The organism is Ochrobactrum quorumnocens, assembly GCF_002278035.1.
GTDB classification, from domain to species: Bacteria; Pseudomonadota; Alphaproteobacteria; order Rhizobiales; family Rhizobiaceae; genus Brucella; species Brucella quorumnocens.
Genome location: NZ_CP022603.1, coordinates 1,551,884 through 1,576,691 on the forward strand (window position 1 = coordinate 1,551,884; position 24,808 = coordinate 1,576,691).

Genomic DNA, 24,808 nt, shown 5'->3' on the forward strand with positions numbered 1-24,808 from the left:
TTAAAGCTGCTCCGGCTTTCTCATGTCAGTATCGGTTGATTATGCTCACTGTGCTTAAACAATTTTGGCAGTTGCTCAAATATTGCAATTCCGGCGAGGGGAAGGCTCTCGGCTGGCTGCTTCTGGCTTTGATATTCGCCCTGGAACTGGTTGGTATCTATACAGGTCTCTGGCTCATCAAATGGACCGCAGATTTTTATAATGCTCTTGAGCAACGCAATGTTTCAGATGCCATCAATCAAATCGGGGTTTTCTGGCTCATCGTCCTGATCAACACGTGTCTTGGCCTTAGTGGGGAATATCTTCAGGGCACATTGAAAATCCGCTGGCGTGAGAAGCTTACGGCGACAGTTATTTCTGCTTGGATGGCGAACAAAGCTTATTGGCATCTGGCGATCCGCAAAGATGGACAGAAGCCCGATAATCCGGATCAGCGTATCGCCGAGGATTGCGAGCTGTTTGTTAAACATACATTGACGGAAGGTGTGGGGCTTATCACGACAATAATAGCCCTGTTTTCCTATATCATCGTGCTCTGGGGACTTTCCACTTATGCGCTGAGCTTCAGTGTTTTTGGCATTGATCTCACCATTCCACGTTACATGCTCTGGGCAGCCTTCCTGTATGTGTTCATCTCGTCATTCATGACGCATTTCTTTGGGCGGCGTCTGAAAGCAACATTCGTTGAGCAACAGAAAAAAGAAGCAGACTTTCGCTTTGCTATGGCGCATGTGCGTCAGCATGCTGGCGATATCGCCGTGATGAATGGTGAATCGCGCGAGAAGCAGATCCTGGCAGATAAATTTTCTGCTGTCCGTGAGAACTGGTTCCGATTGGTCTTCCGTCAGGTGCAGCTCGGCGTGTTCACATTTCCCTATCGCCACAGCATTTTCAAAATTCCAACCTTTCTTGGTTTACCGGCATATTTTGCAGGAACGGTGACATTTGGTGGGCTGATGCAGCTCGGGCAAGCCTTCTCGCATGTTTCTACCAACCTCTCGTGGTTCATATTCAAATATAAAACATTGGCTGAACTCGTGTCGGCGGTCTCCCGACTATCTGGATTCTTAAATGCTATTCAAACTGTTGGTGGGGAGGGGCAGTTATCAGTTGCACACCCTACACATTCATCGCTCCATTTGCGTGATGTCGAACTAAAGACGCCAGATGGGCAGAATCTGCTGAAAATTTCGGATATCGATATCCAACCCGGCAAAACTGTTTGGTTACGAGGTCGTTCGGGATTAGGAAAGACGACATTGCTTCGGCTCATTGCCGGCGCGTGGAATTTTGCGAGCGGAACGCTCCACCGGCCTGATGCGACAATACTGGTGCTTTCACAAAAGCCCTATATGCCGAACGCCCCTCTTCACGATGCTGTAGCCTATCCGCTTTTTGCGGAAAATTTTGATCAGACTCAAATCGCTGCAGCACTTGCAAAGGTCGGGCTTTCGAAACTGTTGCCGCATGCGCGTTCAGACGAACATATAGCGCCGGGAACACTCTCTGGCGGTGAGATGCAAAGGCTGTCTCTTGCGCGTGCAATCCTGATTAAGCCTGACTGGCTGTTTCTCGATGAAGCCACCAGTGCACTGGACAAGATTGCCGAGGCCGAGCTGCTGGAGCTTTTGCGGAAAGAACTGCCCACTTCAACCATCGTCATTCTGGCTCATCACGAGCCTGCAAATCTTGTCATCGACAGCGTCATCGACCTTGAAACTTTTAGCACTACGCAAAAGCGGTCCGAGATGTCTGATCTCCAAACAGCATGAGGAAATTATGGGCGAACAACCAATCCGCGTAAAACTTCTGGCCGATGCGGCTGATATTCTGAAGACACTGCCTTCAATGGGCAAGCTTATGATCAACTCCAAAAGTGGCGGCGCGACACACGAGCGTATCGGTGTGGTGGAGCAGGTTGAGGTTCGTGACGGCTGGATTTATTTCTCCAGCAGCGAGCATCATTCGCGCATCGATCTTTCGACAATTGCGTCGCTTATCGCGGATCGTAGTAGTGTGATGCAGGAGAAGGTCTATCCCCGTATTGATCTTCTTGCCGAAGATGAGAGTATGATCGGCAGCGTGATCGGCTTTGATGGTGTGGAGCCGTTCGATCAGGCTCTGAATGGCTTTGCGTTCTCCGCTCTTCCACCCAAAGACAAAGATCGCGGTACTGGCGAAGCGCTGGAAGTCGGTGATGACGAACCCGGTTTGAAGCCTTTTGCGGCAGCTCAGCGCAATAAGGCACAGGTGCGCATTGCGCTCGATTTGCCAGCCTTCAAGCAGGAATGGTCGGGCGAAATGCCGGAGGTGCGTCTGTCCCGTGGCTTTATCAATGTGATGAAACCCGACTTTCATCTGCATCTCAAAGCGGGTCACGTCGCTTCGTGGCATGAGGTTGAAGAAGGAGACGAATACCGCTTTCACGCTCTTAATGGGACAGGTCAGCTAACGGGTCTCGTTGTGTCGGGGAAAAAGGACGCGTTTCGATGAGCATAGAGCCTTTATCGGTGCAAGCCGGACATTGGGTTGGTCCAAAGTCGGCGCAAGCTCGCACGCATCAATCGGTCATGCATGAAATGGCCAAGAAGCGCGTGGTGCTCTTGGGCGAACAGCATGATCGACACGATATTCACCGTTGGCAGGTGAATGTTTCTGCCTCGCTTCTTGCTCTTCGCGATGAGCTTGCCGTTGGCTTTGAGATGTTTCCACGAAGAATTCAGCCGGTGCTTGATGAATGGGTGGCAGGCAAACTTGAGGCCGAGCTGTTTTTGGAGAAGGCCGAATGGGGCAAGGTCTGGGGTTTTGATGCAGATCTCTATTGGCCGCTGTTTCATTTCTGCCGTGAGTTTAACGTCAAAATGTTGGCGCTCAATTGTCGTCGTGACCTTGTAACTCGTGTCGGCAAAGAAGGCTGGGAAGCAATTGCGGAAGAAGATCGCGACGGCTTGACCCCGGCACGTCCTGCGAGCCTTGCGCATCGCGAACATCTTTTGCGCCTGACCAATGGCGGGCCGCCGTTTATGCAGGGAAAATCTGCCGACGCACCCGAGTTTGACCGCTTTGTTCGTGCGCAGCAAACCTGGGATCGGGCTTTTGCCTGCAACATAGCGGCACATCTCAAAGAAAAGCCAGCAGCGCTCGTCGTCGGCATCATCGGGCGTGGGCATATGGAATATGGTTTCGGCACACCGGATCAGCTTGATGATCTGGGTATCGAAGAAGTCGGCGTGCTCTTGACTGAATATGCTGGCGAGAAGTTTGAAAAGGTGAGCCAATCCGATATTGCTGATGCGGTTTTCGGACTGCAGGGATAGTTATAAGGTTTTTCCCGATCACGCAGCGGATAAGAATGATTGCTGCTTAGAGCGCCGATCTGATCCAATCAGATCAAAAAACGCGCTCTAGGGTAAAAGATCAAACATTGAGGATCATGAGAATGAAAAATCAAACGAGTTTGCGCCTGATCATGATGCTTGGTTCTTTGCTGACCGCGACATCTTACAGTTTACCATCTATTGCACAGACAGGGCCTCGTGTTACGGCGCCAGCCGCAGCATCTGAGGCTGAAGCGCCTCAGATCACCAATCAGGCTGAATGGCAAAGCGCCGTCGTCCGCATCCTCCGGCGTTATGGGGCTCTTCTGTCGCGCGAACTCCGCCCTCTTGAACTCGACGGTGTTTTCAAACCGAAGATCAGCTTTTATCTGGCACCGGATGGAACCGTCTCTGATGTCGAGCTCGTTGAAAGTTCAGGCGACGATCTCGTCGATGCTGCAGCATTGAAAGTTCCGACCGCTGGTGCAGCCTTTCCGCCTTTCACGCCAGATATGACAAGCGACAAGCCCAAGAAGCTCATTGCTCCTTTTGAAGTGCATCTGAGCAAGCCAGAACCCGAAGAGCATAAAGCCGGTGGTCCAGCCAAACCGCAATAAGCTTCAGGCTACCTTTAATTCTCCAATTGGCAGGCCGGTGTCGGTCATTTTGTTGTCGACACCGTTTTCATCGAGAAACTGCTTCATTTCGGCATAGGTTTCAAACCAGGCGCGGTTATATTTGTCGAATAATGACTGGTCCCAATAGTCTTCCAAACGGAACTCTTTGTCACTGAAGACATCATAGCTCGGGATTTTGTAGGTTTCGGCAAACTCGGCAGTTCTGCTGTCATAAGTAAAATAGATTGATGGAATGCCGTTGGCGAGCGCCATCAGGTTGCCATGCAGGCGGTAGCCAAGGACTAGTTGCTGCTCACGCACGAGATTTTCGTAATCCGCCACGACATCCGAATAGAACATGCGATGGCGATAAAGGTTCTCTATCTCGTCATCGAAATACCAGTCAGCCGTCCAGCGATGTGCTTTGAGAGCTTCTATCGCTTCCTCTTTTTGTTCGGGCGTGCCGAACACCATCTTCTTTTCTTCTATTTCACCCTGCGCCATCAATGTCACATCGAAACGTCCAGCCATTGTGCGGATAAGATCCCGATGGCGGGTCAGATATTGTTCAATGTCCTGCGCATAAGCTGGCGAAACTTCGCGGCGTACCGTAACGCCCACTTGTTTGACCTCTTCGAGCGGGGGCAGTTTGATGCGCAGATGCTGATTGTTGCGGCGAAACGCTGTCGGGCAGCCAATGATACGCACATTCTGAATGCCAATATCGTTGAGCACTTGCGCTGTATAAGCCCCGCGCACACCGACAGAAACAGTTGAATCGGCGATCATGCGCAACACGGCTTTCGTTTCTTCAGAAAGCTGGATTTCGCCTCTGATCGGAGCCTGCGCGCCAACGCCAAATGCAATAACCGGGAGTTTCAACCGCTGGAGCACCGGGATCGTGTCGCGCCAGTTCATATCTTTATTGATGTAGTTAGAGCCGCGCAGGATCACATAATCATATTCTTCCCGCAGCTGATCGATCTTTTCGGGTGAAAAATTGGTAATCGGCAGCTCGGACGCCTTCTCGTAATTCATGAGTTTCAGAGAAGATTCAAAAACGAATGCGTCGCCAATATTGTGATAGTGGTTGATGCTGCCCTGCACGTCAGTATGACGATACCAGCGGACATTGTCGTGATCGTACACTTCTCCTGCCGGGATCATGACGAGGGCGCGTGCCATAGGCTATTCCTTCTTTTATAAACAGATGCAGGCGAGCCAGGCTCAGCTTGCCTGAGAAAGTGCGGGTTCTGTGACCGCTGGTTTCAATCTGCGAGATTTGGTCTCGCGCAATTGGTTGTAAAGATCGAGATGTGCGCTCGCACAGTCGATGTAGTGAACCGGTTTGCGGATGGATTGATGCAAGCGGTTCCAGATGTTCTGATCGCTCAGCACTTCTGTAAAGCGGTCGGCCAGATCTTCTGCGCTTCGAACACGAAAATGAAGACCATCTTCACCATCACGGATTTTTTCAGCCATGCCGCCAATGTTGGAACAGATGACCGGACGGCGATGGTGCAGGGCTTCCTGAATGACGATGGGGGAGTTTTCCCACCAGATCGAGGGCATGACTACCCAATCTACCGACTGCATGAGACGTGGCATTTCCGCATTCTGATAAGCGCCATAAAAGCGAACCCGCGGACCTGCCTCCTCAATCAGCTTCTGCATGCGTTCCTGAAAGGCCGGCGGTTGCTTTTCGAGGTTGCCGCCAAAGATCATCAGGCGGGAGTCCTCGCCCCAGACCTGTTCGGGGACGCGCGACACCGCATCGATAAGCACATCGATGCCCTTGAATGGATTGATCTGTCCGAAGAAGGCAAAGCGGCTGCGGCGTGGATCAGGTCCCGTCAGCTCGCGGGGCGGCGTTGTTTGTGTGATCGCGATGCCATTTTCTATAACCGCCATCTTGTCGGGGTTGATCCCCCATTCGCGATAGCGATTTGCCAGAAACTCACTCGGCGACACAAAAGCATCAGCTAGCTCCAGCATGCCGCGTACAAAGCGTTCACGTTTCAGAAAACGGGCAGGCGGGATCTGAGGGAAACAAGCATGGCAATCAATTGGGGACGCCTCATTGCAGAGCTTTGACGTGCCAGCCTTCACCATCTGGCCATCATTGTTGCAGATGGAAAGGAACTCATGGAACGTCACCAGAATGATGCGATCCGGCAGCGCTTCGCGGATGGCATAAAGCGTTTCAAGGCCGAGACCAAGCACATGGTGAAAGTGAACGATATCGGGATCGAAATCGCGCACGAACCGCAAAAGATCGCGGCGGATTTCGTCGGTATTCTTGTTGGACAGATAAAAGTGATCATATTCGTCGGCATGAAACAGAATCTCGTCACTGGCGCGTCGCATGCTCATCAGCGCTGTGGTGCCGTGGCGGGGGATTGGGTGACTGGCGCGCGCCAGATAAACCGACTGCACGCCCGGTGTCGCATTCAATCCCTTGTGCAGATTGTAGGACGCGATTTCACCGCCGCCGAGCGAGATTGACGGATGTGCATGGGAAATGACGAGAACACGGAGTTTTTCGCTCATGCGGGTTCCTCCATCGCGACCTTGCGCTTGCCTGCGAGAATTGAAGACCAGCGAGCATCAAAAACCTGACGATCGATACGTTCTATAAGCGCGATGGTGGATGCTTTGTCCGTTACCGAAACATCATCCGCGCCGAGCATCTGTGCGGAAGGCAGCCAATAGGAACGCAGACCGGATTGCTTGAGCTTCAAGCCAAGGTCGAGACCCTTTTCATGGGTGCCGAGATAACCGCGGGTAAAACCACCAGCGGTGAATAAAGCTTCGCGGGGCATGATGCAGCATTCGAAGGTTGCTGTTGCCACCTCAGTCAATTGCATGCCCGATATGGCGTCAATCGGGTAGCCGGCATACCGGCTGATGAGGGCGCGGTCTGACTGTGGCCCTGCCACCCATGTTCCCGCCCAGCGGATCGAGTCATCCTCATAGGCAAGCGTCGGAGAGAGGACACAATCCTTATGCGTCTCATAGGCACTGACCAATTTGTTGAGCCAGCCCGAACGGCGCGGCAACAAAGAACCAGCGAGAAAGATGACCTGATCGGTGGAAACCGTTCGCGCGCCGACTTCAAGCGCATCATAAAGATCTTCTGATCCATTGGCCGAAACCAATCGGATGCGCAGTCGATAAAAATCGGCAAGCCGTCTGATCTGTACGCCGATACGGTCGATGATCTCGGTCGCAGCTGCAATTACAATCGGTGCGATCCGCGTTTCAGGGTCAAGTGCGAGCAGAGCAAGCAGCGGTTCGATTTCTTCGACGCGTTCGTCAATACCAATGATGATTGCTGGCCCGATCGCGTCCTCAAAGGGACCAAGATCAACCACGCCAAAGACTTCCGGGGCAGGACGGTTGACGCCGCGCAACAATGGCACAAGCTGCTGATCGACGATGTGGCGCAACGCCCATGCATTCGGATCGGTGGCACGCAGTTGCCGGACGATGGCATCGCGCGACGTTACACGGGTTGGAGTCAGCGGAAAGAATGCGCGGCGTCCGTCGCTGATTGCCAGTTCAAGATAGAAGGGGGACGTGCTGTCGCCAGCAAGCTCTGGTGCAAAGGCCACAAAACCATGGGCATGGCGGTTTGGGTCAAGCCCAGCATTAAACGGCGGATGATTATCAAACTCGCGTGTCACATCGGAGCGGTCGATGCGCGTCCAAGTCGTGTCGATCTGGATGTCGCCGCGATGACGTCGAAGCCGCACGCTTTCAACGTGACTGTCGGGATCAAGCAGCCAGCCGGAAATCAGGATGCCACTTCCTTCAACCCGAAAGACATTGTCGATGCCCATGCGAACGGGAAACGGCAGGCCGGAGACGGTATCTGCACCATCGAAACGATTGGCGGCAGAACGCAGGCGCAACAGAATGTCGGTGGAACTGCGCACGCGCGGCAGGATGGCTCTGATATGTGCCGGTGTTTCGCGCGAGCCGGAGAGAAGTCTGCGATCATAGACTTCGGTAAATCGCCAGCCGCGTCGACCGCGAAACAAAATACGCTCGATATCATTGGCTTCCACTGGCTCATTGGCGAGAAGAAGCCCGGCAAAGCCAGAGGCTTGTTCTTCAAGATCAGGGCGTGCAAAAACACTGATCGAGCATTCGGCGAGTGAGGAATTTTTACCGCTGATCAGAAGGCGTGTTACCGCAGGTGTCAAATCCTGCGCCCAACCCTGGACGAAAATATCGCCTTCGTCGCTTCCACCGATCAGTTCGATGCATCCGTCCGAGCGTGCACCCGCCTGCAGTAGAACGGTAATCGCGGACAATTTTTTTCGGCTGATAGGGCCGGAAATCAATCCCTCAACGAGTTCATCGATGACGCCTGAAAGGTTCTGCCCGGATAAATCTCCGATCATCGCCACGAAATCTGGAACAGATGCCGAGCGCGATGCAAAATTATAGCGCGCAACCTTTGCCCGATGCTGGAACATGATGGTCTTGAGGATACCGCGACGCAACACATTCGTCGGCACAATTGCGACAAAGCCATGTGTTCCGGCGGGCGATGGCTCTTTTAACGGCCAGGTTATGAGGCTCGTTTTCACGCTCATCGCCGGGTCGCCATTGAGAAATGCTGTAACCTGATCGGTGGTCGCACTTCCAATGCCGAGCACCAGGACCAGCGTGTCCTCAATCACGCACCCCACCACCATTTCGCCTTCCATCATCATGGGAGGGCGGTCGGCCGTGCGGCCATTTCTGGCAGCGGATTGTATGTTCGGCCTTTCATCCTGTGTCATGCAACAATCCTCACGGCATGACTGCGAGTGTGAGGAGAGCGCCAGCGACAAAACCAGTTAAGACGGCCGCGAGCACGAAAAGAACTTTGATGTCTCCGCTGCTTCTTTTACGCACGTCTTCCATACGCTGTTCAAGACCGGCAACGACACCATCCATGCGCATGATATGCACATCAAGCTCGGTCATGCGCTGGTGCAGATCGGTACGCAGGGTATCGACTGAACCGGCAATGTCGAGCAGGTCAGTGGGCGAAGTATTGCCGGTGCTGTCTATGGTGGGGGCTGTGCGTTGCAGCGAGCGCTGGTTCACTTGCAACTGGCGCTGGGCTGCCATCAGCATGTCGAGCTTGTCGAGAATGCGAGTCATTGGCGCTGCGATCAGCGCTTCTGCTGCCTGCTCATCGGGCTTTGGTACGCGCAGTTTCTGTTCTACGCCTGCTGCATTGGCAGCAATCACGACCAGTTCACCTGCACGGGCTGCTGCAAACTGAGGCAACATCACCTCAAATGCGTGCATTCCGTCGCCGATGCCATTGCGCTTCAGATCAGGCCTATCCTTGTCCGCAGGCGCTTCGGCAATTGGCTTGTCATCAAGCAGAACCCGAATAATGAGCCGCTCGGTCGGGTAGGAAGGATCGAACGCCCAGCCGTAAAGGCGGCCTTCTTCGATGGCGTCAACGCGTCCTTTCATGGCTTCGGTCCTTTGAGGTGTCGGCGAAGCACTCTGTGCTTCAGCCGGCTTTTGTGCCCCCTCGGATGGAATTTTGGTCGCGATGTTCATGATCTACCTCTCATGCTGCCTCGACACGAGCCGCCCGCAATGCCCCGATCATGTCGAGATAGCGGGTTGCGGTGGTGTCAATGGTGTCCGGGTGCCGCGCATTTTGGCCAAGCGATTGGCGCAGATCCGGGGTTTCCGCCATGCGTCGCATTGCTTGGGCAAGCGCCAGCGGATCATTGGGCGGGACTGTCAGACCATTGATGCCATCAGTGATCATCTCGGCCATTCCGCCAATATTGCTGCAAATGACAGGGCGGTTCTGTCCCTGTGCTTCCTGAATGACGAGCGGCGCATTCTCCCACCAGATCGAGGGCATGATTGCGCAATCGACAGACTGGATGAGTTGAGCGATGTCTTCGCGGCGATAAGCGCCACGACGCTGTACGACCGGCCATGTTTTCGCAAAAAGCTGGTCGATTTCGCTGACAAAGCTTTCGCTCTGGAAGGGTGCTGCTCCGTGAACACGCAGCTCGAAATCAAAGCCTTCGGAAATCAGTTGTTGAGCTGCCTCCAGCAGGACTGTTGTGCCCTTCCATGGATTGAGATTGCCGAAATAGCCGAAGGTTGGCTTTGTCCGTTCCTGCTGTCGAAATTCGACTGCTGGCCGTTGGGGCTGGCCATTGGGAATGACCTCAATGCGATCTTCTGCCAGACCCCATTCGACATAGCGCTGTTTGAGAAATTCACTTGGTGAGACGAAGGCATCGACGGCGCTGAGCAGCGATTTGATGTGCCTTTCCCGCAATACGAACTTATCGAGCGCAATGTCTTTAAAACAGGCATGGCAACGGTCGGGGCTTGCACCATGGCACAGCTCTTTGCCGGTGGTGCGCACCATCAACCCATCATGGTGGCAGATGGGATAATAGTCATGCAAAGTCAGAACGATGCGGCAATCAGGCAGTGTGCGGCGCACGATATGCGGGAACTCCGCACCCAGCAGCAACAAATGATGCAGATGCACGACGTCCGGCCTGAAATCGCGCAGCAGTTCGACGATATCCGGCACAATGCCGTAAAGATCGATCTGGCTCATGTAGAAGCGATCAAAGTGCCCCGACCACAGCAGAATTTCATCGCCGCCGTTGCCGATGCTCTGAAAGCTTGTGCCGGGACGTGCTTCACGATGCACCTTGTTGGTGGCACCCATAAACATCGCTTCGCATCCTGCACGCTGATAAGCGCGGAACAGGTCATGGGCGAAAATTTCCGTTCCGCCCGGATGAAGCGATGGATGATTGTGAGCTGCGATGAGAACGCGAGGAGCCATCAGGCGGCACCTCCGCGCGAAGCGATGAAAACATCCTGATAATGATCGGCATCGATGCCACGCCAATGCCCGAAGGATTTCGTTTCAAGTTCCAGCTTGGCACCTGCAAGAGCGCGGTCGAGAAAGCCGTTCTCAAAACCAACAGCTGCAAGAGGAGGAAGCTCTGGCACAAACCAGCATGGGCCCGCTCCATGACGTTCAAAGGCGAGGCGCTTGTCGCGTTTGCCGAAACGGTCGCGTGCGGCGATATCATCAACGATGAATGCGGTCATGAAGAGCTTGCCGCCCGGCGCAAGTACGCGTGATACCTGCTCGAGATAAGTCTTCACTTCATCAGACGGCAGATGCGTGACCACAGACGTCATGATAACAAAGTCAAAGCTTCTGTCCGCAAACGGAAGTGTCAGGCTCAGACCGTTCACAGTGCCTTTCGGGTTGTAGAGGTCATGTGCGATATCGATATGACGGAACTCGAAGTTTGGGTAACGCGAAGTGATATTCTGACGGCACCAATTGACGCCGCCTGATACCGGATCGATACCGGCATAGCGCGCTTTCGCCATATCGAGATATTGCGTCAGTGGCACCGCCATGCGGCCAATGCCCGATCCAATATCAAGCACCCGTGCATTGGGCTTCAAGCCACCTTTGCGGATGAAATGGCCGAGAAACTCGGCGCCAACCGCACGATAATCTCCATCGCCAACAAAAACGCTGTTCGGGTCGGGCGAAGGCAGAAAACGGTTCTTCAAAACAGATTGCATCAGCCACTCAATCTGTTCTCCGGGTATTGCTGGTTTGGCTTCAGGTTCTGGCTGTTTCAGCATTACCACTTCGGTCAAGCGGCGCTCCTTTCAGATTTGGCCACGATCACATTCGAAGGAACCGCCATTGGGTTCTCATGTTGAGGTGGCGTCATCAGTTCTGTGATTTCTTCGTCCCAGCGCTGCGTGTGCAGCCAGGAATTATATTGGCTGGCGAGGCCGCGCATGTAGTCCACACTGCGGCGGATGGAGCGGCGCTCGAAATGGTAAAGGGCAACACCTGGTTCGTAGAATATCTGGAAGCCAAGCTGGCGGATTTTCAGACACAGATCGCTGTCTTCGTAGTCACCAATGACATAATCCTCGCTATAGCCGCCCACGAGATCGAAGATATCCTTCCGGGTAATTAGGCATGCGCCGGTGATACCCGGAACGTCGCGCGCACGGCGCGCAGGTGCGTAATTACCAGGCATACCCTTGTGATAGTGATGATTGAGCCAAATGCCCTGACGATCACGGGCGAAATAGAGCCCGGCATGTTGCAAAGAACCATCTTCGAACAGCAAGCGCGGGCCGATTGCGCCGAGCTTGGGTTCATCGAACAAGGGCTGGATCAGCTGCTGCAACCAGCCATGTTCGGACGGCACCACATCGGAGTTCAGCATGACGATGGTGGTGCCAGTTGCAAGGCTTGCGCCCGCATTACAGGCGCGAGCATAGCCACTATTGCGGTTCATGATAGCAAGCTTGAATGGCATATCATGGAGGATATGCAGGCCACCCAACATATGTTCTGTGTCGTCCTGAATTTCAGGAGAATCGAGTACGAAAATGAATTCGGCATTTTCCATCAGCCAGGGATCGGTTGCCATTGATGAGAACTGAAACCGCAGAAAATCGAGATTTCGATAAAGTGGGATGACGATGGAAGCGAGCGGAGAAGCGGGCGTCTCTCCAAACTCTTTGACTTCAGCAATTCTTACTGTCGCGCCAAGCTTTTTCTCAACTTCGGTCAGGGCAGGAGCCAATATCTGCTCAAACACATGTGGTCGCGCTTGCTGTGGTGGAACTGAACGCAGAATTCTGTTGCGTTGCGCAGAAGCTTCGAAGGGTTGCGGCGCAGGGACCAGAGGTGCGGTTGCGCCGGATGAGAGACGCATCTGAAAGCGCGGCTGCAAAAGCGGCCCGAGATTTTTCGCCGATGGCAACCAAGCAACAAAGCCCGTTACATCTTGCTGTGGCGTATCTTCACGCTTTGCAATCTTGACCGCGAATTTATGGAAATGCGGCTTCAAGGAAACTGCGCTGCCACTTTCAGGCAGATATTCGATATCAGCAAGCAAATTGGCAGGATCGTGCATCCAACCGCCAACGATCAGCCCGCCATCCAATGCCAGAGCAAGGTCGATTTCGGCTGCCGGATGTGTTGCTGATTGTGCGATTTGACGAACAGGGAGCGCAGAACGTGTCTGCAAATCAATCGCCACAGCAGTGCCCGCAGCACTGAGTTTTCCCAATTGACGAACAAGGAACTCGCGTAAATCGCCATTTCCTTGCCATTTGCTCCACCATTTGACGAAGTTTGTCTGTTCAGCTGAGCGTGCCGCCAATTTGCGCACGGCGACACCTTTTTGTCCCGCCAGAATCAGCAACAGTGAAGACGGCAGATCCTGGGGAGCTTCCACCAGCAAATGGCACGGTTGCCACGCGTTGCGCGCTTGCTTACCCGCGACAAAGCGCGGTGGGATCACCATCACACTGCCCGCTGTAACGCCGTAAATAGCTGAAACTTCGCCGAGCATCGGATCAACAGCGGTCTCCAGCAGATGATGCCCTTGAACAGGTTCGCCGCAATATTGCGCTTCACGCGGTTCTGGTGTTAGCGCGAAGGTCAGATCACGCACGAGGGATGCAAATGTCTGATTACGTGAGAGCCTGAATGTGCTGCGCCATGTCGTAAGAACATTGGTCAGAAGCTTGATATGGCCGGGCAATGTGAGATCGCTGACGACGTGATGCACGTCGAAAGCTGCAAGTTCATTCGCCGGATAAAGGATCGCTTGCGCGGTGGGCCCGAGTGAGCCTGCCGACAGCGATAATTCGATTGGTTCGGTGCCAGTCCGCATGGCCCAGAACATGCGCACACCACCACTTTCGAGCGGAATGCCAATGCTGAGTAGGGGAACGGGCTGGACAGGCATGTCCAGCGTGCATTTGGTCGTTGAGCGAGCCGGGCCGGGAATATCCCAGATGACCACAGCCACATCGGCGCAAAGACGGCAAATGGAGAGGTTCTCAGTTTTGCTTTCAGTGTCCGCCGAATGGTCGAGGTTCAATGCGAGCGCCCTTTCATTCTTGTTGGAAATGCAAACCCGGACGCATTTTTAAGGCAGAATGCGGCAGGCCAAAGATTGAGGTCAGTAGGCAGTTGAGGAAGGAACGTGCCCGACGGGAGGATGTCGGGCACGAACTCAATCGTTTAATCAGTGAACAGTGAAGTACTGGTCGGGATGAGCCTGTACGTCGTCTGCACTGGTATTCACGAGGGTAACGGTGTCGCCGTTGCCGAGGTCGACAACAACATTTCCACCAACCTGTGTGACGCGATCTGCGAGGTCATCCGCCGAATTGACATCAAGGCCGTTAATGCCCTGCTGGATCTGGAGGATGTCTTCACCTGGGTTGAAATCAAGGATGACGTCGTTTCCGCCGCCGCCATTGAACAAGAAGACGTCACTACCGGCGCCGCCGATAAGGATGTCATCTCCGGCACCGCCATCAAGGATGTCGTCGCCGTTTCCACCTTGCAGGACATCGTTTCCGTCGCCGCCAAAGAGGAGGTCCGAGCCGTTGCCGCCCTGGAGAACATCGTCTCCAGCACCGCCAAACAGCACATCATTCCCATTGCCGCCGCTTAGGACGTCATTTCCTGCATCACCGAACAGAACGTCATTACCGTTTCCGCCGAAAAGGAGGTCATCACCGTTTCCGCCGAAGAGGATGTCATTCCCGTTATCGCCGAAGATGGTGTCATTGCCATCACCTCCGAAAACGAGATCATCACCGCCATGAGCGCGGATGAAATCGTCAAAGCGGGAACCGAACAACACGTCGTCGTAGGCGCCGCCTTCTAAAGTGGCCATCTGCTTCTCCTTGTGTTCCTGTATGGGTTTACAAAAAGGCCGGAAAATGGTCCGACCATTATGCTTGTAGTAGTCTGCGCCGCATCATTTACAATTGCAACATTATTAGTTGGTATAAATTTGACAGCTGTAAGTAACAAATTATTACGAATAATTTATATTACAGTTTTATAAACACAATTATAATGTATATTTACCATCATTATAATTTCTATTTACATTGTATTTCTCTGTAAATTATTTCCAAATTTGAAATATCAGTTATTGGAAATAATAATTAATATATTTCAATAACATGGCAGCAGATGCATCGTAACTCGCGCAAAATGAATGCACTGGAGAATTTCAACCTAAAGACGATCTATATTGAGACATACTCTTCCTATCGGACTACTGATCTGAAGCGCAGACCAGTAGTCCGGTCGGGGTTAATCCTCGCGGAACGCCCTGTTGAGGCTGTCGGTAATCGGCGAAACGAGGTAGTCAATTGCCCGGCGCTCTTTGTGAACGATGATGATTTCGGCAGGCATCCCGGGATAAAGCCTCGCCGTCGGATTGGCAGTCATCGCTTCAGGTGTAATCTCGGCTCGCGCCACGAAATAAGCGGTATCTGTCTTTTCATCGAGCGATTGATCGGCAGCGATATAGGTCAGTCTGCCATCAAGTGGAGGCATTGAACGCTGGTTATAGGCGGTCAGACGGATCTGCGCGCTTGCGCCTACCGAGATACTGTCGATATCCCGTGGGCTTATCTTCATCTCAACGACCATCGGTTCGTTTTCAGGCACGATATCCATGATGGGTTCACCCGGTGCCACAACGCCGCCTGGTGTACGAAGCCGGATATTGGCGACAAAGCCCTGCTGTGGAGAGCGAACTTCGACGCGGCGCATGACGTCCTTGGCCGCAACGATCCTCTCTTGCACGTCTGAAAGCTCGACCTGACTTGAGGTGATTTCGCCTGCTATTTCTGACTGAAGGTCGCTCTCGATGCCAGTCAGTGCAAATTCCGCACCGGCTTTTGCCTGTCCGGCTTTTGCCTTGTCACCAGCATATTCGCCGCGATCCCCTGCAAGCTGGCTCAAGCGCGTGTCGATTTCGGTGAGCTTCGACTTCTGAGCGAAACCTTTTTCAACGAGGCTAGCAATCGCCCGACGCTGTTCGCTGATAAGCTCAATCTGGCGATCGGTGGCTGTAATCTGCGAGGTCGAGGCTTTCTCCTGTTCAGTATATTGTTCAATGGTTTTCTGCTGAATGTCGATTCTGCTCAGCTTCTGAGCAAGGCGCTTTTGAAAGAAGATGTTCTCGGCACGAATTGCATTTTCCGCATTTTCCCCACCCTCGGCAAACTTCTCCGGAAAGGTGATTTCTCTGGCACCTGACTGTTCAGCACGAAGACGTGCAAGCTTGGCAATTAATCCGATGCGACGGCTTTCCAGCGATTGTAGTTCTGAGCGTGCTTTGGTTGCATCAAGTCTGAGAAGTGGCTGGTTAACGGTGACGATATCGCCTTCCTGCACCAGCAGTCGATCAAGAATTCCGCCCTCGAGGTGACTGATGGTCTTTCGTTTGGAATCAACAATGACGGTGCCAAGCGCTACTGCAGCACTGCCCAGATTTGCTGAATATGCCCAGGCGAAGAAGCCACCAAATGCAACGCCTATCGTGGCAAGGCCTGCAATGATGAGACCCCGCAGAGGCGATTTTGAGTCTTCCTGTTCAATGTCGTGCGCCCATTCAGGCTTTACGGAGCCAAATCGGGTGAGCGACTTGTGATCGGATGATTCTGCACGTGGCGCGAGCAGACTGGAAACACGACGCGGAATAATGGACTTGCCTATCATGCGCTTGCCGCTCCCATTTGAGGGCCGTTGCTGGCCGGTGTGAGTGAGGAAACCACATCCGTTCTTGGACCGAACTGCGTGATACGCCCATTGTCGAGCACCAGAAGCTTGTCTGCCACCTGCATGATAGACGGGCGATGTGCAATCATGATGACGATAGCGCCATCGTCGCGCGCATGTTCAATGGCGCGCATCAACGCGCGTTCACCGACCGCATCGAGATTGGAATTCGGCTCATCGAGAACGATCAGTCGGGGGCGATTGTAAAGGCAGCGTGCCAGTCCGATGCGCTGACGTTGTCCGCCGGAGAGTGTCAACCGGCCATCGCCAACCGGGGTGTCATAACCGAGCGGCATTCGCCCGATCATTTCATGCACATCGGCAAGGCGCGCTGCTTCGAGAACCCGTTGCGGATCGCTGTCGCCCATGCGTGCGATATTGTCTTTGATCGTTCCGTCCAGCAGAGAAACCGATTGCGGAAGATAACCCGCAATCTCACCAAACGAGCCGCGTTCCCAGAGATAGACGTTGTTGCCATCCAGAAAGACGCCGCCTGACGTTGGTTTGACGATGCCTATCAGCAGTCGTGCCAAGGTGGATTTGCCTGCGGCAGAAGGCCCAACGATCCCCAGAACCTCGCCAGGTGAAATGGCGAAGGAAATCCCCTTGATGATCGGTACATCGACGCCGGGGGCCGCATAAATCAGCTTGTCTATAACCAAATCACCATTGGGGCGAGGGGTCGGCATGGTCTGGCGAACAGCGAGATTTTCAGAAAGCAGCGATTGAACCCGTTTCCAGCTCGCGATCGCGCTCACCCACTGACGCCAGTTTTCGACGATGCGGTCGAAAGGCATCAGCAAACGCCCGATGATAATGCTGGTCGCGATCATCGCGCCCGGTGTGATTTCCTGCTGCATTGCGAGAAGTGTGCCAGCGCCCAGCGAACCGATCTGCACGATGAAACGTGCGGTGCGTGCGATAGACGACATGGCGCGTGCACGTGTTCCGCCCAGATCAAGCACTTCAAGCGCCTGTACCTGCATCGTGCGCCAGCGTCTGGCCAGTGCGGGGAGCATGCCCATGGCTTCGATTGCTTCTGCATGACGAAGGCTGCTGCCAATTTTGGCAATGGATTCGACATTCGCCTGATTGGCTTCCTGAATGAGATTGCGGGTCAGAAGATCGGTCAGTACACCGCAAGCGACCAGAATGATCACTGCAACAAGGCCGATCAGACCGAGCAGTGGATGCAGCATGAACAGCACGCCAAGGAAGATTGGCGACCAGGCAGCATCGAGTGGCGCGTTGATCGCAGGTGAGGTCAGAAAGCTGCGCAGTTCCGTCAGATCGCGCAGTGTCTGGGTCGCCTTTGGCAGTCCCTGATTAACCGAAGCCTGAACGGCTGCCGTGAGAACTGCGAGGTTTAGCCGGCGAACAAGTGCACTGCCCATAGCCTGAAATGACAGGGCCCGGATGTACTCCAGCACACCAAACACCAGCATGGCGCCGACCGCAAGAATCGTCAGCATGGTCAGTGTGTCCATGCTTCGGCTGTTCAGCACCCTATCATGAACCTGCAACATATAGAGGGGTACAGTGAGTTGTAGCAAATTGATACAGGCACTCAAAAGCACGGCATAAAGAAGACCTGACAGGAAAACGCGCCGGGCCTTGAAAATAAGGCTTTTGGACGTAACTACAGAATCGTCTGGCCTTTTTTTATCCGCCGGGCTCTTGCCAATTGGATTGTTTTCGCGAGTATCATTCATACGCGATCTGCCTTGTAATGGTCACAGGTGGCGGATATCCCTAAAAAGTGTGGTCTAGTTCTCAAGATCAGTAAAGTAATACTGCAGAGAATGTGACAGAAAAAAGTTCTTGCGGCGGGGAAATGCGAAAGGAGCCAAATAAATATAACTGCAAATTTCTTCAAAATTTGAAGTAAAATTGAAAAATGGAGAGCAAGAGATGCAAAAACTTCTGCACGAGGGAGTGGAAGTCGAAACATCAGTTGATGGATTTACTTCCGTTAACTTTCCTGAAGTTACCGCCGAAAAACAGGAACGCAGACATCCAGTCCATACTGTCGTAATTACGCATTTCGAACTGGCGCGGATGATAGAGCGAGTGAACCGCCGCTTTGTAAGCCTTCTGAAAACGGAGCTTACCAAGTTGGGCGTGGAAGATATCGGGCCTGCTCAGACATTGGTTCTGATGGCTATTGGTGATGTCGAACTCACTGTGGGTGAACTACTGGATCGTGGGCATTATGTCGGATCCAACATTTCCTATTATCTTAAACAACTTACGGACGGCGGATATGTCGATCGTGTCGCCTCTCAGAGGGACAAACGATCGGCCCGAATTCGCCTGACAGACAAGGGAGAACGGCTGTGCACAAGCTTGCGAAATGCGAGCAGAACTTACAGCCATGTACTGGCCCGTGATGACGACGATCTTCGAAATCTTGAGATCGCTTACCAGACCTTGCACAGGCTTGAGCTCGTGTGGGGCAATGCTGCTCGTTATGGCATCTGATGCATAACGGCAGGTTTTTGGCCGATAACCGGACACTTTTTGTGACATGCGTATAGCTTTTGTGCACAGACGCGGTTTTGGTCAGTTTGCTGCGTTAGCCGAGCATCTGGCTACCAGCGGGCATGATGTCAGCCTGATTTGCGAGACAGTGGACCGTCGCCTCCCAGCGGTCCGTGTCATCCGCCACCGAGTAGAATCTGCTCCTCGCACCAAGGGTGTGATGGCCAGATATCTGGAGGTGCCCGATCATCACACCAGGATCGGGCATCGGGTGGCTGAAACATTTGAAACCATGGCACGCCATGGTCAGGCACCTGACATCGTAATCGGTCACATAGGTTGGGGCAGTATGATGTTCGTCAAAGATGTACTGCCCACAACGCCCGCGCTGGGCTATTGCGAGTTCTTCTATCGCGCTCACGGTGCCGATGTAGGTTTTGCACCAGACGACAAGCCGGATGCGGAAATGCGCAAGCGGCTTCGTCTTCGCAACATGGCTCAGCTGGTGACGCTTGATGGCATGGACGGTGGCTTCAGCCCGACACACTGGCAAAAGAGCCTTTATCCAAAAGCCGTTCAAAACCGGATTGCCGTTGTGCATGAAGGCGTCGATACAAAGCTGTTTTATCCTGACAAGCATGCCTCAATCCTGTTGCCGGACGGGCGGACATTGAAGGCAGGTTCTTCACGCGTCATCACCTTTGTCGCTCGTGATCTCGAACCCTACAGAGGATTCCCGCAAGCGCTTGAAGCTGCGGCAAAGGTCATCCGGCAAAATGATGATGCGATCTTTGTTTTCGTTGGTGGTGATGGCGTAAGCTATGGAACGCCACCGCCCGGAGGCGGTTCATGGCGAAAACATCTGCTGAGCAAGATGGATTTGCCACCTGATCGCGCTGATCGTATCGTGTTTCCCGGCACAATTTCCCATGCGCAATTGCGCAAGCTTTACCAGATATCCACCGCACATATTTATCTGACATATCCGTTTGTTCTGTCATGGTCGGTGGTGGAAGCCATGGCCTGTGGAGCACTCATCATCGGCTCGGACACGCCGCCAGTGCGCGAGGTCATTAGGTCGGGCCAGAACGGTCTGCTTGTTCCTTTCTACGATACTGATGTGCTGGCACAAACCATTCTCAATGTCCTCACAGATCCTGATGCTTGCCTTCAGATGCGCGCAGCGGCGCGCCGAACCGTCGAAAATCGCTTTCGGTTGTCGGAATGTTTACAGCAGCAAAAAACCTTGATCGATGCAGTATTGAACGGCAGATAATTAGTATGTGGCGACAATCGGGCATTCAAGGCCTAATAATATAATATAAAAGCCCGTATTTCTGCGTGTTTATCGCATATATCCAATATACATTCAGATTGTTTCAAATTTTGAATTAAAACAGCGTCAAATATTCGTAATATTATCATATAGCCTTCGTTATATTACTGTTGACAATACATGGTCTGTATTTTCTGATTGCGCCTAGAGGCCGAACCTCCCAAGTTGGCTCTTACACAATGGATGACTATGTTGAGCACACCACTTCCTGCGATCTCGGCGCGGAAAGCCCGCCGTTATGCCATTGCTTCGATGCGTGATCGTGAAGCGCTGGAAACCACTGCTCTTGGCGCTTTGACTATTTTTGTCGAAAACGACGGCAAGCCTCTGCGGATGGCGAACACGTTTCCCCTTGTTGCTGTCGCGGCCTCCGATGAAGGCGCGAAAGAACTGAATTCCGTCCTGCAGCAGCTCTATCGTATGCGCACCATTCCCGAGGTGCCTGTCGTACGCGTTGATGAGGCATCCCCTGAAAACATTCCTTTGCTGGTTTCGCAATTGCTTGAGAGCAGCCTTGATCGCCTGGTCAGCCATGTCAGCAAAGTTCATACCGAACTTGCCATGTTGCGGCGTGAGCGCGAAACCATGTTCGAGAATTACCGGGCCATCGAAGATGCATTCCACGCACGCAACTGGGACTCTTCGACTGAGCTTTTCTCTCATGCGCCTTTGGTTGATCCGAAGGATGAAGGCTTTGCCAAGTTGCTGCGCGAATCGGAAATTGAGCAGTTGTTCCCAGTTTCGAGCTATGCGGTTTCCGGCTTTGCACTACATTTCCGCGACCTGCCCACCAATCGCAACGGTCAGCTGATCGTAACACTCGACTATCTCGAAAATGGCGAAGGCATCGCTGAATGGCTCGTACCTTACGCCACGCTGCATGCGGAATGGAATTTCTTCTCGCTGCCTAAGGCTTGCGACGGTAGCCACCGTACCTTGCGCCTGCGCATTTCGGCGACAGGCGGTGTGCCACCAGAACTCTCGTTGGGCAATGTAATTGCCAATGAACGCTATGCGGCACGTGCCCGCATCCCGCATGGCGATCTTGATATGCGTCCGCTGGCAATTCGTATTTTTACGGGCCTTCCGGGCGTTCGGCCTGCATCATTGCCCAACGCCATCGTGCCGACATCCCTTATCAATGGTCGCAAGGTCGATGATTATCGCATGCCCATTGAGCTGTTGCGCAATGTGGCCAATGTGTCCGTTACCCCGCTCACACCAGATTTTCCGACTGTACGGTTTCTGGAGCACGAAGATGCCATTGGTTGCCATCCGCTCGAGGAAGGTATTACCGCAGCAGCGATCCGCAGGGTTGTAGCTCCCGGAACAGTACGAATTTCCGCACGTGCGGTCATTGATCATCCGGAAGGCCAGCCCTGTGTGGCCGGGCTGTTGCTGGTCAACCTTGCTTCCGATGTGAAAGAAGAAATCGACGCGATTTCCAACCTTGATCGCCGTCGCCAGCAGGTTTTGTTCAGCGGTTGGTCGGAAGTGGCACCCAATCGTCCGATTGATATCAACTTCATGCTTGAAGAGCCGATTGATCGAACGATGGATTTGATCGTGCTCAGTAAGGCTGCAGGAGATTCTGTCGATTTCTCCTGGCTGAAAATCTTCAATTTCCGCCTCGTGAAACATGTTGAAGCGCGCCCCGCGCAGACAATAGTCAAAGAGGTTGCGAATGTACGATAGATCCAAGGATTTGATTGTCGTCGCAATGCCGCTCTACGGCCATGCGGCGCTGGCACTTGAGGCGCTGGAAACTCTGCTGGCGTCGGAAACGGTATTCCGTACGCAGATCGTAGTTTCGGTGGACGGTGATCCGCGCCGCGAGGTTTTTGATAGCCTCGCGCTTTATGCAGCAGCGCATCCGAATATCCACGTCATTTTCGGAGAGAATGCCGGGCCCGGTGGCGCACGCAATCGCGCTGTTGAATACATTCTGGAAGAAATGCCCGATGTCAAAGCGGTCTATTTCGTGGATGCCGACAATCGGGTTCATCCGCACACAATCGACGCGCTCTACCGCAAGCTTTTATCGAGCGGCGCTGGTTGGGTCTACACAAATATCGACACGTTCTCGGTCAACTGGCGCGCTCATTATGGTGACAGTTACTCACGGCTGATCCACTGCATTACCGACAATATCTGCGATACCGGATCGATGATTTCGGCGGAGGTTTTTAGAAGCGGCGTACGCTTTGATGATGATCGGCAAAACGGATTTGAGGATTGGGAATTCTGGCTTTCAGCGATTGAAGCGGGTTTTGTCGGCGCGCCATGCCACGATACCGGATTTGAATATCGACTGCGCGCTGAGAGCCGTTTCAAGGAAGCCAATCGCGACCGTTCAGGCTCAATCAACTTCCTGCGCAAACGGCACAAAGCTTTGTTTCGCCGCCCGACACTTGTGGGTTTTGAGCACGAGGAGTGCCCGCGCTATGGCGTGATCCGCGCGGGCGAGGGGACTGTCAGTCTTTTCAGCGATCTCAGCCTTGGCACAAAAGATCTCAAATTTGACGACGTCATTCGAGCCTTCTGGGGCAGCGTGTCTGAGCCAGACAATTTTCACTTTCCGCCGTTTTTGGCCTCATCCAACACAGAGACATTGAAGCTTCTGGCGCGGTCAAGGCTGTTGCCAAATATTTTATCACGGTTAGAGAAGCTGGCCGAGCAGGCCAATATCGTTTTTGTGGAACTGACCAATGTCGAGGACGAGCGGCGGATTGATACTGAAATCATGCCGTCGGGTGCGCGGCAGGCACCTGCCGATCTGATTTTTGTTTCAACGCGGCTCATGCGCGAGATTATCGAAAACGATGCTTTGAGCTGGTTTGCCTCGCTTGGTACGCAGCAATTGTGGCCGACATCCGCGCGCATGAAAGTACGGTTCCCGTTTCCACGCGTGCGTCAGCGCCGCGCTTTATCACGGCCTGAGCAGTCGATGCTCAATCTGGTGACGTCGATTGCCACAAGTCCGCTCAAACAAAGTGCGGCGATGCGCTGGACATGGCGCCCACGTCGTCTGCCAGCCCTTTCCGAAATGTATCAGGTACTGCGCGATGAGCTTGGAGGCGGGCCAGTGCTGCCGCTTGCCCATAACAGTGCAAAGAAAAAGACAGCGGCCGTTCTGGTTCCCAATGCCTCTTTCGGGGGCGCTGAGAAAGTCGCTTACGCTGCTGGACGCGAGTTGAAGAACCAGGGTTTTGAGACTCATCTCTTCGTTCTCGGCAATGAACGCATGGATGTGCTGGACGAATTTGATCAGGCATTCGACTACCTTCATTTTTGGAAAGATGGCATTCCGGCATGGGGCGATACCAATCGCTTCTTAGGGCAGGATTTTATCACCGACGAACATCCGCTTGATTGGGGTATTCTGCGCGGCCAGCTTTCAGGCTTTGATCTTGTGGTGAACAACCACGTCATGGCAGCGCACCCGCTTATGGGTAAGTTGCGTTCGGAAGGCACGCGCACTGCGTGTTATCTCCATGTGGTTGACGAGACGGTTTTCCGCCGTCAGGCAGGGCAGCCCTATGCGGCAATAGCCTTTGAACATGCCTATGACGCTTTTCTGACCTGTTCGGACCAGCTCAAAATCTACCTGCACAGCTTTGGTGTTCCGTTCGAGAAGGTGTTTTCGGTGCCCAATGGTGCGAGCTTCTCCATTGATGCGAAGCTGCGCGCGCAAGTCACTTCAGCACGCAAGGAAGAGCGTAAGGGCAAACCCATACGCATGCTTTATATGGGTCGCCTTGATCGCCAGAAGGGCATTGATCGCCTGCATGATGCGATTGTGAAGCTGAAAGAACAGGGCATCCCGTTTGAGGCGCAGGCCATCGGTGGTGAAATTCTCTCTGACGACCCAAGTGCCTCATGGATGACACGTCTCAAAGATGCAGGCGTGAAGGTTTCACCTCCGGTTTTCGACGGCAGAGACATCGCAAATCATCTCGCATGGGCTGACGTTCTTTTGATGCCGTCGCGCTGGGAAGGCGCACCTTTGATGATCGCTGAAGCGCAGCAACTCGGCTGTGTGCCGGTAGCGACTGCAGTTGGCGCGGTCGATGAACTCATCAATCATGGTCGCGACGGTATTCTCATACGCAATGGCAATGATGCGCAGATCGTTGCTGATATGACCCGCATCCTGACCATCCTTGCGCAGGATCGTGAGGCACTGAAGCGAACTGCGGAGGGTGCGCTCGCTTCGGCGGCACATCGCACATGGTCTTCCGCATTTTCCGAATTCACGGACTGGGCCAATGAAATCAACCCGGTTTATCCGCAATCCCGGCCCTCCCAGCCGGAAACATTGAATGGTGCAAGCTCTGTCGCCATCCTCCCAGGTCGCGCAGTCGCCTAATTGCACTTGATCGAAATTCAGAAAGGCCGTCAC

18 protein-coding genes are annotated in these 24,808 nt (G+C 53.4%); 8 read left to right on the forward strand and 10 right to left on the reverse strand.

Annotation, left to right across the window (positions count from 1 at the left end):
- Window positions 1-50 precede the first annotated feature (50 nt).
- The 4 genes from CES85_RS07315 (at window position 51) to CES85_RS07330 (ending at window position 3,934) form a co-directional block, all read left to right on the forward strand.
- Window positions 51-1,772 (forward strand): ABC transporter ATP-binding protein/permease, encoded by a 1,722-nt coding sequence (locus CES85_RS07315; RefSeq protein WP_167388256.1) that lies wholly within the window; start codon window positions 51-53, stop codon window positions 1,770-1,772.
- A gap of 7 nt (window positions 1,773-1,779) precedes the next feature.
- Window positions 1,780-2,493 (forward strand): hypothetical protein, encoded by a 714-nt coding sequence (locus tag CES85_RS07320; RefSeq protein ID WP_095445268.1) that lies wholly within the window; start codon window positions 1,780-1,782, stop codon window positions 2,491-2,493.
- Window positions 2,490-3,317, forward strand: a complete 828-nt coding sequence (locus CES85_RS07325; RefSeq protein WP_095445269.1) for a ChaN family lipoprotein — start codon at window positions 2,490-2,492, stop codon at window positions 3,315-3,317. Before CES85_RS07320 ends, CES85_RS07325 begins: the two co-directional genes overlap by 4 nt.
- A gap of 122 nt (window positions 3,318-3,439) precedes the next feature.
- Complete coding sequence (locus tag CES85_RS07330) at window positions 3,440-3,934, forward strand: energy transducer TonB family protein (RefSeq protein WP_157743425.1); 495 nt, start codon at window positions 3,440-3,442, stop codon at window positions 3,932-3,934.
- 3 nt (window positions 3,935-3,937) lie between these two features.
- Here the strand turns inward: CES85_RS07330 and CES85_RS07335 are convergent, their stop codons facing one another.
- The 10 genes from CES85_RS07335 to CES85_RS07380 form a co-directional block, all read right to left on the reverse strand.
- Complete coding sequence (locus CES85_RS07335) at window positions 3,938-5,119, reverse strand: polysaccharide pyruvyl transferase family protein (RefSeq protein WP_095445271.1); 1,182 nt, start codon at window positions 5,117-5,119, stop codon at window positions 3,938-3,940.
- Window positions 5,120-5,161: 42 nt separating this feature from the next.
- Complete coding sequence (locus tag CES85_RS07340) at window positions 5,162-6,484, reverse strand: glycosyltransferase family 4 protein (protein ID WP_095445272.1); 1,323 nt, start codon at window positions 6,482-6,484, stop codon at window positions 5,162-5,164.
- On the reverse strand, window positions 6,481-8,727 hold the full coding sequence (locus CES85_RS07345) for a hypothetical protein (protein ID WP_095445273.1): 2,247 nt from the start codon (window positions 8,725-8,727) through the stop codon (window positions 6,481-6,483). Before CES85_RS07345 ends, CES85_RS07340 begins: the two co-directional genes overlap by 4 nt.
- A gap of 10 nt (window positions 8,728-8,737) precedes the next feature.
- Window positions 8,738-9,508, reverse strand: a complete 771-nt coding sequence (locus CES85_RS07350; protein ID WP_095445274.1) for a hypothetical protein — start codon at window positions 9,506-9,508, stop codon at window positions 8,738-8,740.
- Between the two features lie 10 nt (window positions 9,509-9,518).
- Window positions 9,519-10,778 carry a glycosyltransferase family 4 protein gene (locus tag CES85_RS07355; protein WP_095445275.1) on the reverse strand — a complete coding sequence of 420 codons (1,260 nt, stop codon included), beginning with the start codon at window positions 10,776-10,778 and terminating at the stop codon, window positions 9,519-9,521.
- Entirely contained in the window at window positions 10,778-11,620 is an 843-nt protein-coding gene (locus tag CES85_RS07360) for a class I SAM-dependent methyltransferase (RefSeq protein ID WP_095445276.1), read from the reverse strand. Before CES85_RS07360 ends, CES85_RS07355 begins: the two co-directional genes overlap by 1 nt.
- Entirely contained in the window at window positions 11,617-13,878 is a 2,262-nt protein-coding gene (locus CES85_RS07365; RefSeq protein ID WP_095445277.1) for a glycosyltransferase family 2 protein, read from the reverse strand. The genes CES85_RS07360 and CES85_RS07365 overlap by 4 nt, the downstream gene beginning before the upstream one ends.
- A gap of 147 nt (window positions 13,879-14,025) precedes the next feature.
- Window positions 14,026-14,685 carry a calcium-binding protein gene (locus CES85_RS07370; protein ID WP_095445278.1) on the reverse strand — a complete coding sequence of 220 codons (660 nt, stop codon included), beginning with the start codon at window positions 14,683-14,685 and terminating at the stop codon, window positions 14,026-14,028.
- A 428-nt stretch (window positions 14,686-15,113) separates the two neighbouring features.
- On the reverse strand, window positions 15,114-16,529 hold the full coding sequence (locus CES85_RS07375) for an HlyD family type I secretion periplasmic adaptor subunit (RefSeq protein WP_095445279.1): 1,416 nt from the start codon (window positions 16,527-16,529) through the stop codon (window positions 15,114-15,116).
- Window positions 16,526-18,301 (reverse strand): type I secretion system permease/ATPase, encoded by a 1,776-nt coding sequence (locus CES85_RS07380; protein ID WP_095445280.1) that lies wholly within the window; start codon window positions 18,299-18,301, stop codon window positions 16,526-16,528. Before CES85_RS07380 ends, CES85_RS07375 begins: the two co-directional genes overlap by 4 nt.
- A gap of 199 nt (window positions 18,302-18,500) precedes the next feature.
- Between CES85_RS07380 and CES85_RS07385 the strand changes: the two genes are divergently transcribed.
- The 4 genes from CES85_RS07385 to CES85_RS07400 all read left to right on the forward strand — a co-directional run bounded on the left by CES85_RS07385 (window position 18,501) and on the right by CES85_RS07400 (window position 24,775).
- Window positions 18,501-19,070, forward strand: a complete 570-nt coding sequence (locus CES85_RS07385) for a MarR family transcriptional regulator (protein WP_024896034.1) — start codon at window positions 18,501-18,503, stop codon at window positions 19,068-19,070.
- Between the two features lie 46 nt (window positions 19,071-19,116).
- Window positions 19,117-20,346: a glycosyltransferase family 4 protein gene (locus CES85_RS07390; protein WP_095445281.1), complete on the forward strand. Its 1,230-nt coding sequence runs from the start codon at window positions 19,117-19,119 to the stop codon at window positions 20,344-20,346.
- A gap of 249 nt (window positions 20,347-20,595) precedes the next feature.
- Window positions 20,596-22,101: a DUF6212 domain-containing protein gene (locus CES85_RS07395; protein WP_095445282.1), complete on the forward strand. Its 1,506-nt coding sequence runs from the start codon at window positions 20,596-20,598 to the stop codon at window positions 22,099-22,101.
- Window positions 22,091-24,775: a glycosyltransferase gene (locus tag CES85_RS07400; protein WP_095445283.1), complete on the forward strand. Its 2,685-nt coding sequence runs from the start codon at window positions 22,091-22,093 to the stop codon at window positions 24,773-24,775. Before CES85_RS07395 ends, CES85_RS07400 begins: the two co-directional genes overlap by 11 nt.
- Window positions 24,776-24,808: the final 33 nt, after the last annotated feature.

What these genes read in the sequence shown, in the direction of transcription:
- CES85_RS07320 (WP_095445268.1), top strand. Translation starts at nt 1,780, where the DNA reads ATGGGCGAACAACCAATCCGCGTAAAACTTCTGGCCGATGCGGCTGAT.
- CES85_RS07325 (WP_095445269.1), top strand. Translation starts at nt 2,490, where the DNA reads ATGAGCATAGAGCCTTTATCGGTGCAAGCCGGACATTGGGTTGGTCCA.
- CES85_RS07330 (WP_157743425.1), top strand. Translation starts at nt 3,440, where the DNA reads ATGAAAAATCAAACGAGTTTGCGCCTGATCATGATGCTTGGTTCTTTG.
- CES85_RS07335 (WP_095445271.1), bottom strand. Translation starts at nt 5,119, where the DNA reads ATGGCACGCGCCCTCGTCATGATCCCGGCAGGAGAAGTGTACGATCAC.
- CES85_RS07340 (WP_095445272.1), bottom strand. Translation starts at nt 6,484, where the DNA reads ATGAGCGAAAAACTCCGTGTTCTCGTCATTTCCCATGCACATCCGTCA.
- CES85_RS07345 (WP_095445273.1), bottom strand. Translation starts at nt 8,727, where the DNA reads ATGACACAGGATGAAAGGCCGAACATACAATCCGCTGCCAGAAATGGC.
- CES85_RS07350 (WP_095445274.1), bottom strand. Translation starts at nt 9,508, where the DNA reads ATGAACATCGCGACCAAAATTCCATCCGAGGGGGCACAAAAGCCGGCT.
- CES85_RS07355 (WP_095445275.1), bottom strand. Translation starts at nt 10,778, where the DNA reads ATGGCTCCTCGCGTTCTCATCGCAGCTCACAATCATCCATCGCTTCAT.
- CES85_RS07370 (WP_095445278.1), bottom strand. Translation starts at nt 14,685, where the DNA reads ATGGCCACTTTAGAAGGCGGCGCCTACGACGACGTGTTGTTCGGTTCC.
- CES85_RS07375 (WP_095445279.1), bottom strand. Translation starts at nt 16,529, where the DNA reads ATGATAGGCAAGTCCATTATTCCGCGTCGTGTTTCCAGTCTGCTCGCG.
- CES85_RS07380 (WP_095445280.1), bottom strand. Translation starts at nt 18,301, where the DNA reads ATGAATGATACTCGCGAAAACAATCCAATTGGCAAGAGCCCGGCGGAT.
- CES85_RS07385 (WP_024896034.1), top strand. Translation starts at nt 18,501, where the DNA reads ATGCAAAAACTTCTGCACGAGGGAGTGGAAGTCGAAACATCAGTTGAT.
- CES85_RS07390 (WP_095445281.1), top strand. Translation starts at nt 19,117, where the DNA reads ATGCGTATAGCTTTTGTGCACAGACGCGGTTTTGGTCAGTTTGCTGCG.
- CES85_RS07395 (WP_095445282.1), top strand. Translation starts at nt 20,596, where the DNA reads ATGTTGAGCACACCACTTCCTGCGATCTCGGCGCGGAAAGCCCGCCGT.
- CES85_RS07400 (WP_095445283.1), top strand. Translation starts at nt 22,091, where the DNA reads ATGTACGATAGATCCAAGGATTTGATTGTCGTCGCAATGCCGCTCTAC.